This is a genomic window from Longimicrobiaceae bacterium, from assembly GCA_035696245.1.
GTDB lineage: Bacteria > Gemmatimonadota > Gemmatimonadetes > Longimicrobiales > Longimicrobiaceae > DASRQW01.
This window is the reverse complement of the sequence record DASRQW010000551.1, coordinates 1-7,982: the sequence shown is the minus strand read 5'-3', so window position 1 is coordinate 7,982 and position 7,982 is coordinate 1. Positions and strand designations below refer to the sequence as shown.

The 7,982-nt window shown below is 69.7% G+C and carries 9 protein-coding genes; 5 read left to right on the top strand and 4 right to left on the bottom strand.

The window, feature by feature from the left end:
* Window positions 1-237: 237 nt before the first annotated feature.
* The 3 genes from VFE05_24495 to VFE05_24485 all read right to left on the bottom strand — a co-directional run bounded on the left by VFE05_24495 (window position 238) and on the right by VFE05_24485 (window position 2,511).
* A complete protein-coding gene (locus VFE05_24495; protein ID HET6233259.1) occupies window positions 238-975 on the bottom strand; it encodes an ABC transporter ATP-binding protein in 738 nt (245 codons plus the stop codon).
* Window positions 976-1,025: 50 nt separating this feature from the next.
* The gene (locus VFE05_24490) at window positions 1,026-2,228 is read right to left on the bottom strand and encodes an HlyD family efflux transporter periplasmic adaptor subunit (protein ID HET6233258.1); all 1,203 of its coding nucleotides are present in this window, start codon (window positions 2,226-2,228) and stop codon (window positions 1,026-1,028) included.
* 103 nt (window positions 2,229-2,331) lie between these two features.
* Window positions 2,332-2,511: a hypothetical protein gene (locus tag VFE05_24485; GenBank protein ID HET6233257.1), complete on the bottom strand. Its 180-nt coding sequence runs from the start codon at window positions 2,509-2,511 to the stop codon at window positions 2,332-2,334.
* Between the two features lie 1,029 nt (window positions 2,512-3,540).
* Here VFE05_24485 and VFE05_24480 point away from each other — a divergent pair.
* The 5 genes from VFE05_24480 to VFE05_24460 all read left to right on the top strand — a co-directional run bounded on the left by VFE05_24480 (window position 3,541) and on the right by VFE05_24460 (window position 7,644).
* On the top strand, window positions 3,541-3,897 hold the full coding sequence (locus tag VFE05_24480) for a hypothetical protein (protein HET6233256.1): 357 nt from the start codon (window positions 3,541-3,543) through the stop codon (window positions 3,895-3,897).
* A 48-nt stretch (window positions 3,898-3,945) separates the two neighbouring features.
* Complete coding sequence (locus tag VFE05_24475; protein ID HET6233255.1) at window positions 3,946-4,335, top strand: response regulator; 390 nt, start codon at window positions 3,946-3,948, stop codon at window positions 4,333-4,335.
* A gap of 285 nt (window positions 4,336-4,620) precedes the next feature.
* Window positions 4,621-5,757 carry an AI-2E family transporter gene (locus VFE05_24470; GenBank protein ID HET6233254.1) on the top strand — a complete coding sequence of 379 codons (1,137 nt, stop codon included), beginning with the start codon at window positions 4,621-4,623 and terminating at the stop codon, window positions 5,755-5,757.
* Window positions 5,758-6,068: 311 nt separating this feature from the next.
* Window positions 6,069-6,872, top strand: a complete 804-nt coding sequence (locus VFE05_24465) for a HEAT repeat domain-containing protein (GenBank protein HET6233253.1) — start codon at window positions 6,069-6,071, stop codon at window positions 6,870-6,872.
* 169 nt (window positions 6,873-7,041) lie between these two features.
* Window positions 7,042-7,644, top strand: a complete 603-nt coding sequence (locus VFE05_24460) for a YetF domain-containing protein (protein ID HET6233252.1) — start codon at window positions 7,042-7,044, stop codon at window positions 7,642-7,644.
* A gap of 6 nt (window positions 7,645-7,650) precedes the next feature.
* Here VFE05_24460 and VFE05_24455 read toward each other — a convergent pair.
* A partial coding sequence (locus VFE05_24455; protein ID HET6233251.1) for a hypothetical protein occupies window positions 7,651-7,982 on the bottom strand: 332 nt, incomplete at its 5' end.

Sequence of the window (7,982 nt, the reverse complement as noted above, 5' to 3'; positions counted from 1 at the left end):
GGCGACCATCCTCCGGCACCCGAATCTGCAAGCAAAGAAAAACGGAGCCGCCCCGGCTGGGACGGCCCCGTTCTGCATCTCCAGACATCTCACGTCCGACACGTCGACGTCCGAGGTTGGTACGGCCGTCGCAGGGACTCCCGCCGAACTCGACCGTCTTCGCTGCGGAGAGGGAGGATGCGATGAATCGAACTCCTACGAGTGGAACCGTCTCCGCACGGGTAGGAGCGACGGGGGTCAGACGACTTCGAAGCCGCTACGCTCCAGCTCGTGGGCGGCTTCGCTGCGCTCGTCGCGCAGGATCTGGCCGTCGAAGAGGTGCACGCTGCGCTGCGCGTGCTCGGCGTAGCGCGGGTCGTGCGTCACCATGCAGATGGTGGCGCCCTCGCGGTGAAGCTCCTGCAGCAGCCCCATCACCGCCTCGCCGTTGGTCGAGTCCAGGTTGCCCGTGGGCTCGTCGGCCAGCAGGATCAGCGGCTTGCCGGCGATGGCGCGCGCCACGGCCACGCGCTGCTGCTGGCCACCGGAGAGCTGGCTGGGGTAGTGGTTCACCCGGTGGCTCATCCCCACCCGCTCCAGCGCCGCGTGCACCCGCTCGCGCCGCTCGGTGGCGCTCATGCCGCGGTACGTGAGCGGAAGCTCCACGTTCTCGTACACCGTGAGGTCGCCGATCAGGTTGAAGGCCTGGAAGATGAACCCGATCTCGCGGTTGCGGATCTGCGCCCGCTCGCTGGCGCTGAGGCCGGACACGGGCTTGCCGTTCAGCCGGTACGTGCCCGCCGTCGGCGAGTCCAGCAGGCCCAGGATGGAGAGCAGCGTCGTCTTGCCGCCGCCGGAGGGGCCGGCGATCGCCAGGTACTCGCCGGGCATGATCTCCAGGTGCACGTTGTTCAGCGCGTGCGTCTCCACCTCTTCGGTCAGGAACACCTTGCTTACGCCGTCCAGGTGGATCAGGGGCTGGCCTGGGCTGTCCATCGGTCCGTCCTTTATCTGTGGATGGGTGGAGGTCGCGCGATGCGTGGGGTTCACTTCAGGCGCAGCCGGTTGGCCGAGTCCCAGTTCGACATGTCCGAGATGATCACGATGTCGCCCTGCTTGAGGCCGGCCGTGACCTCGATGGTGCTGGCGGAGCCGCGCCCCAGCCGCACGTTGGTGCGCGTGGCCTCGTCGCCGCTCGGCGAGAGCTTGAAGAGGCCGACCACGCTTTCCGGCTGGCCGTAGGCGGGGCGGCCCACGTACAGCACGTCGTGCAGCCGCTCGATGTCCACCGTGCCGTCTACCGACAGGTCGGGGCGGGCGCCCTGCGGCAGCGCGCCTTCCAGCGCCACGTCCACCGTCACGGTGCCGTTCTGCACCGACGGGTCGATGCGCACCACGTGGCCCTTCACGATGCCGTTGCGCGTGTCGATGCTGGCGGGCTGGCCCACCGCCACGTCCTTGGCCTGCGTCTCGGGAATGCGCAGCACCGCCTTGAGCCGGCCGGGCTGCACCACCTTGGCGAGCGTGGCGCCGGAGTTGACCCACTGGCCCATCTCCACCGGCAGCTCCTGGAGCACGCCGGCGGTGCCGGCCCGCACGTGCATGGCGTCCATCTGCCTGAGCTGGAAGGCCGCCAGGCTCCGCAGCATCGCCACCTGCGCCTGCTGGGCGGATATCTGCGTGCGCATGCTGGTGGTCATGAAGCCCAGGCGCTTGCGCTCCACGTCCAGCCGCGTCTGCAGCTCGCCCACGCGGTCGCGGGCCTTCTCCAACTCCTGCGGCGCCGCCATGTTCTGCCGCGCCAGCGCCTCGGTGGTGCGCACCTGGCGGGTGGCCTCGCGGAACTCCGACGTGACGGTGGCGACGGTGCCCTCCTGCGTGAGGCGCTGGTTCTCCAGCGTGCTGCGCAGGTTGGCCAGCTCCGCCTCGGAGGCGGTGAGCTGGCGGCGCGCCTCCAGCTCCTGGCGCTCCGCGTCCGGGTTGCTCAGCTCCACGATGATGGTGCCCTCGGCCACCGTGCTGCCGGGCTCCACCAGCTTGCGCTCGATGCGGCCGGGCGTGACCGCCGGGATCCAGTGGATCTCCTCGGCCACCAGGGTGCCGGGGCCCTTGACCTGGCGCACCATGTCGCCGCGGCGCACGGTGTCGGTCCACAGCGGACCCTTCTCCACGGTGGGCGCGGCGGGCTCGAGCCGGCTGAGGCCCACGGCGGAGAGCACGAGGGCGAGGATGCCGGCCCCGCCGAACACCCATCGCTTCCTGGATCTGACCTTCTGGCGGGGAACGTCCACGGTGAATCTCCCGATGTCGTCTGCTGGGGGCGGCGGGCCGGGACAGCCGGCGCGCCGCGGGTCAGGTGTGCGCCGCGAAGGCGCGGTGCGTGCGGAAGGCGGAGCGGGCGCGGGCGGGTGCTCCGTGCGGGCGGGCCGTGACGCCGAAGCTCTGCTTCAGCGCCACGCTGGCGGCCATCAGCGCCGCTCCGCCCATCCAGATGCCGGTCATCGCGGCCATGTCCGCGAGCAAGCTGCTCATGTTCGGTGCTTCCGGTGAGTGCGGTCCCTGCGGCGGTGCCATCGTCCGCCGCGGGCCTGCTCTAAAGGAAGGACCGTGCCCGTTCGCGCCGATTCGCAAGTTGTTTCAGGGAAGATACTTGCGAGAGACGTCGGCAGAGCCGGGCGGGATCCGCTGCCCGATGGTGGGAATGCCCGTCCCAAAAACGAACACCTCGGGAGATGATGTGCGGCCAACGCCGCGAGGCTCGCGGGGGTCTACCGTTGAAGGACGCCTCTCCGTGGGAAGCGGATTCGTCCGGCCGATGGATACGCGGAAAGTCGTGCGAAGACGGACGAGTGGGCAGTGCGGGATGAGGCAAGGAATCTAGTCCTTTTCCGCCCGTTCGTGAAGAGCGCCGTCCGACACCGGTTGAGCCGCTTCGGCTGATCGCGATTGATCGACGTGGATGAAGGGCGCGACAGCTGGTGGATGCACGGAAATTTTCGCGAGGAGAGATCGGCACGCTGGGTTTGAGCGAGAGAGTCTGCGGCGGTAAGGAGGTCGCGCCGTTCGGATCGGCGACGGAGGATGTGCAGGGCGATGCGGTGACGGAGGATGCGTACCAGGCGTCTCGCTAGAGACGACGCTTGGGTGCGCCGGGATTCAGCGGCGGCAGGCTGTTGCCGTTCCGCAGTATCCATGTGAAGAGGTGCGGAGCGAGACTCGCGCGGCGTGATGCCCGCGATTGCGATGCGCGAGGCTCGCTCCGGGGCGGGGAGACCCCGGACGCAGGCGGGCAGGCAGTATCGCCCGCCGGAGGAGGAGGCTCCCCGATCCCGCGCAGGAGACCGGTGGCAGGCAGTATCGCCACCGGGCTCCGGAGCGGCCCGCCGAGACGAAGCCCAGCCGCCGCTCTCGAATCACTGCCCAAAGCCTTGCCGAGCCGCGCCGCACCCTGTATGTGTGTGTCTCGACACCCGCCCGCTCCGGTTGGAAGGCGGCTGTTCACGCGTGGCGGGACCACCCCGCCGCCGCCATTTGGGCAAAACTGTCAGGAGAGCGACCGGGATGAGCAACGCACGCGCGGAAGAGCGATTCGACTCGCTGGTCTCGCAGGTACACGACTGGGTGGAGAGCGCGGTGGCGCTGGACGAGGGCCACTTCCCCAGCGAGCTGGTGAACGACCTGAAGGACCTGATCGACGAGCTGAAGGGCTTCCTGGAAGACGACGAGGGCGCCAACTACAAGCGCTCGGACGTGACGGAGCTGTTCGTGACGCCCGAGATGGCCGAGATCATGGCGCGCTTCCCGCGGGTCAAGCGCCTGCTGGAGAGCGCCTGGGGCGCCCAGCTCACCGACCTCATCGAGGAAGAGGGCGCGGGCTACGAGTCGCCCGACGACGACGACGACGAGGACGACGACTAGCGGCGGCCCCGCGCCGCCGCGCTCCACCCACGGCGCGGAGGCTCTCGCGTGCAGCACACACCGCCAACGGTGCTGGTGATCGACGACCAGCCCGACGAGCGCCGCATCCAGCGCGCCATGCTGGAGCACCTGGGCTACACGGTGCGCGAGGCGCCCGACGGCGCCGCGGGCCTCAGCCTGGCCCGCGACGACCCGCCGGATCTGGTGCTGCTGGACGTGGCCATGCCGCGCATGGATGGCTTCCAGGTGTGCCGCGCCCTGCGCGCGGACCCGGTCACCAGCGGCGTGCCCGTGCTGCTCTTCACCGCATCGGTGGTGGGCGACCTGGCCCGCATGGCGCGCGAGGCGGGGGCGGACGCGGTGCTCTCCAAGCCGGTGAACCCGCGCCTCGTCGCCGCGGAGGTGGCTCGCCTCCTGGACCAACGCCGCGCCGGGTGAGTGCTGGCGGCGCGCGGCAGATTCGCGCTGCTTTCGGTGGATGGACATCGGCGGATCGGCATCGTCCACCGGTTCGGGAGATGGACGGCGGCGTTTGGCGTCGGTGTTCGGGAGATGCGGAGCGGACGACGAGAGCGGGACCTGCCGGGATGCGCGGCGGGTCCCGCTTTTCGCGTGCCTTGCGCTTCCGCGCAACGCCGGGGTGGGGCACTGGTGCGGACCTTGCCTTTCCGGCACGGGCCGCAGCCGCGGCGCACTGCGGAATTCCCCAGCGGACGAGATGCCATGCCGGACCAGCCCCGCCCCGAGGAGACGTCGAGCGTGCCGCCCGCCGCGGTGGCGGCGCGCCGGGAGCCCTTCGGCCCCGTGCCGCTGCGGCCGGAGCACCTGTACAAGGCGGTGGGCCTCTTCTTCCTGTTCGCGTTCTTCTACCGCTTCTTCGCGGAGATCTCGCACGTCCTGCTGCTGCTGTACGCTACCGCGATCCTGGCCGTGGCGCTCAACGCGCTCATCCGCCGCCTGCCCGCCAAGCGCAAGTGGATGACGGCGGCCGTGGGCCTCTTCATCTTCGCCTGCATCGGGGCGGCGCTCACGTTCGGCATCGGCGCGCTCATCGGGCAAGTGCGCAGCCTGGCCGGCCAGGCGCCCATGATGGAGACGCGGCTGCACGGCTGGGAAGGCTGGCTGCGCGAGACCACGGGCCTGAACGTGAACCTGATCAGCCCGGAGACGCTGTCGGCCGTGCAGGACAACCTGCTGCACGGCTCGGCGGGCAAGAGCATCCTGGGCAAGGCCCGCGGGCTGGTGGAGCTTCTCGCCATCCCCGTCTTCATCCTCTTCGGCGGGCTCTTCGCGGTCGCCAACCCCAACCGCAACCTGCTGGACGGGGTGATGCGCGTGGCACCGCGCGACCTCCGCCCCGCCGTGCGCCGCATCCTGGAATTGCTCGCGGGCCGCATCCTGGGCTGGCTGAAAGGCACGCTAATCGGGATGGCGTGCGTGGGGGCGCTGAGCTGCATCCTGTTCTGGATCATCGGCGTGCCCAACGCCCTGCTGCTGGGCGTGATCAGCGGGATCGCCGAGTTCATCCCGCTGGCCGGCCCGTGGATCGGCGGGCTGGTCGCCACGTCGGTCGCGTTCCTGGACAGCCCCACGAAGGGGATGTGGACCGCCGTGGCCGCCATCGGCGTGCAGCAGTTCGAGAACCACATCATCATCCCGTGGGCCATGTCGAAGGCGGCCGACGTGCACCCGCTGGTGACCATCTTCGCGCTGCTCCTCTTCGGCAGCCTCTTCGGTTTCCTGGGCGTGGTGCTCGCGATCCCGCTGGTGCTGCTCTTCTGGACCATCATCGAGGTCCTGTGGGTCGAGCGCGCCATCGACACCGACGGCGACCACATCCACCCCGTGGTGAGCGAGTAGGCGAGTCCTCCTCGGCAGGACAAGGCCGTTGGCGCAGCCGCAACGTGGGTCGATCGAGCGCACGGTGGTCGCGGCTCAGCTCCTGCCGATCTCGCCACGTGCTCCGGGAACGTACGCCACGCGAGGACGCCGCCGGGGTCAGTCCGCGAAGGCGGACTTTGCGCAGTCGTTGCCGCGGTTTCAACCGCCATGCGCCGCCGCGACCGCCTGCCGGCCTTCTGCCCGTCTATCCTGTTGCGGCCCAGGCACTCGCACGCGAGCTTGTGCCGCTCCCGACCGTCGTCGTTTCCCGATCTTCCGCTGCTGACGCGATGAGCTTCGTCTATCCACCTCCGCTGGACCGGCTGCTGCGGCTGGGCAAGGAGCCGGCGCACCGCCGCACCTGGCCGGACTACCGCAACCTGGGGCTGGAGAACCGCCACGTCCCGCTGCTCATCCAGATGGCCGCCGACCCCGCGCTCCACGCAGCGGCCGAGCGCACGCCTGAGGTGTGGGCGCCGGTGCACGCCTGGCGCGCGCTGGGGCAGATGGAAGCCGCGGACGCCGCCGGTCCGCTCCTCGCGCTGCTCGTTCGCGAGGCCGACAACCCGTGGGTTCTGGAAGAGGTGCCGGCCGCGCTGGGCATGATCGGCCCCCCGGCGATCCCCAGCGCCACCGACCTGCTGTTCGACGAGGATGCGGACGAGCGCCTGCGCGAGGCCGCCGCCCGAATCCTGACCGAGATCGGCCACGAGTACCCGGACCGGCGCGACCAGGCTGCCGCGCTGCTCACCCAGCAACTGCGCGACTGGCCGCATCAGGACCGCACGCTCAACGCCTATCTCATTGCGTATCTCGTCGAGCTGAACGAGACGGCTGCCGTGCCGCTGATGGAAGAAGCGTACGCCGCGGGCGCCGTGGACCTGGCCGTCCACGGCGACTGGGAAGACGTGCAGGTGGACCTGGGGATGCTGTCAGAGCGACTCACCCCGCCCACCCCCGGCAGCTACTTCGCGCCAGACGCGCCGCACGCCCCACAGCTTGCCCGCCGCGCCCCCGCCGATGCGGACGCCAAGGCGAAAGCCCGCCAGAAGGCTGCCAAGCAGTCGCGAAAGAAGAACCGCAAGAAGAAGTAGGGCGTTCCCTCCACCGCACCTCACCCTCGCCGCTCGCGATACGCGCGTCCGTACCACCGGCGCGCGCGACGCAGCTTCCGCCGCTCGATCGGGCGGCGTTGCGCATCGGCTGAAATCACATCAGCTTGCGGGGCAATCACCGCGCTCCCCCTCCCCCGCATCCCAGCCCATGCACGCCATCTGGAACGACCTCTTCGCCGTGGGCATCCCGGTGGGGGAGAAGATCATCCGCACGCTGGCCGTCTACGTCTTCCTGCTCGCCGTCCTGCAGCTGGCAGGAAAGCGCGAGCTGGGGCAGCTCAACCCGTTCGACCTGGTGGTGCTGCTGCTCCTGTCCAACGCGGTGCAGAACGCAATAATCGGGAACGACAACTCGCTGCTGGGCGGGATGATCGGGGCCATCACGCTGCTGCTCGCCAACTACCTCGTCGTCCGCTTCCTGTACCGCCATCCCAAGCTGGACGAGCTGATCGAAGGCAGCCCCGAGAAGCTGATCGAGAACGGCGCGTTCATCGAGCACGCGCTGGAGAAGAACCTGATCACCAAGGCCGAGATCCACGCCGCCGCGCGCCGCCAGGGCATCGAAGACCTCTCCACCGTGGCCTGCTCGCGCCTGGAGGTGGGCGGCACCATCAGCTTCCTCATCAAGCAGCCCACCGAGGCCGACCAGCGCCATGACGAGCTGATGACCCGCATGGAAGCTCTCGAGACCAAGCTCGTCGCCCTCCTCGAACGCACCGGCAGTGCACCGGCGCCGCCGTCGGAGGCGTAGCTCCCCTCAGCGGCGGCACTCGCGATAGATCCGCACCCGCAACCGTCGTCTGAAGTCCGGCGAGATCACCTCGGTCAGCCTCTCGGTTCCGCGGATCACGCGAGCGACCTCTGGGCTCATCCACTCCAGCAACTCGATGATGTCGTCGCGATCCGCCGCCAGGTTCGCACGCCGCCACACCGGCTCGTGGTGGAAGATGCGGTTCCGGAGATGGCGCAGGTCGTTTAGCCGGCGGCTGATCGCTCCGAGCGACAGCGTGGTCGGCGCATACGGGAAGACGTCCGCCAGTCCGTGCGGCCAGAGACGCCGGTCGCGGCCGCTCTGGAAGTGATAGTGGG

Bases quoted from the DNA above. Each gene is read 5' to 3' on its own strand.
- VFE05_24495 (HET6233259.1), bottom strand. From the start codon at position 975: ATGGACAGCCCAGGCCAGCCCCTGATCCACCTGGACGGCGTAAGCAAG.
- VFE05_24485 (HET6233257.1), bottom strand. From the start codon at position 2,511: ATGAGCAGCTTGCTCGCGGACATGGCCGCGATGACCGGCATCTGGATG.
- VFE05_24480 (HET6233256.1), top strand. From the start codon at position 3,541: ATGAGCAACGCACGCGCGGAAGAGCGATTCGACTCGCTGGTCTCGCAG.
- VFE05_24470 (HET6233254.1), top strand. From the start codon at position 4,621: ATGCCGGACCAGCCCCGCCCCGAGGAGACGTCGAGCGTGCCGCCCGCC.
- VFE05_24465 (HET6233253.1), top strand. From the start codon at position 6,069: ATGAGCTTCGTCTATCCACCTCCGCTGGACCGGCTGCTGCGGCTGGGC.
- VFE05_24460 (HET6233252.1), top strand. From the start codon at position 7,042: ATGCACGCCATCTGGAACGACCTCTTCGCCGTGGGCATCCCGGTGGGG.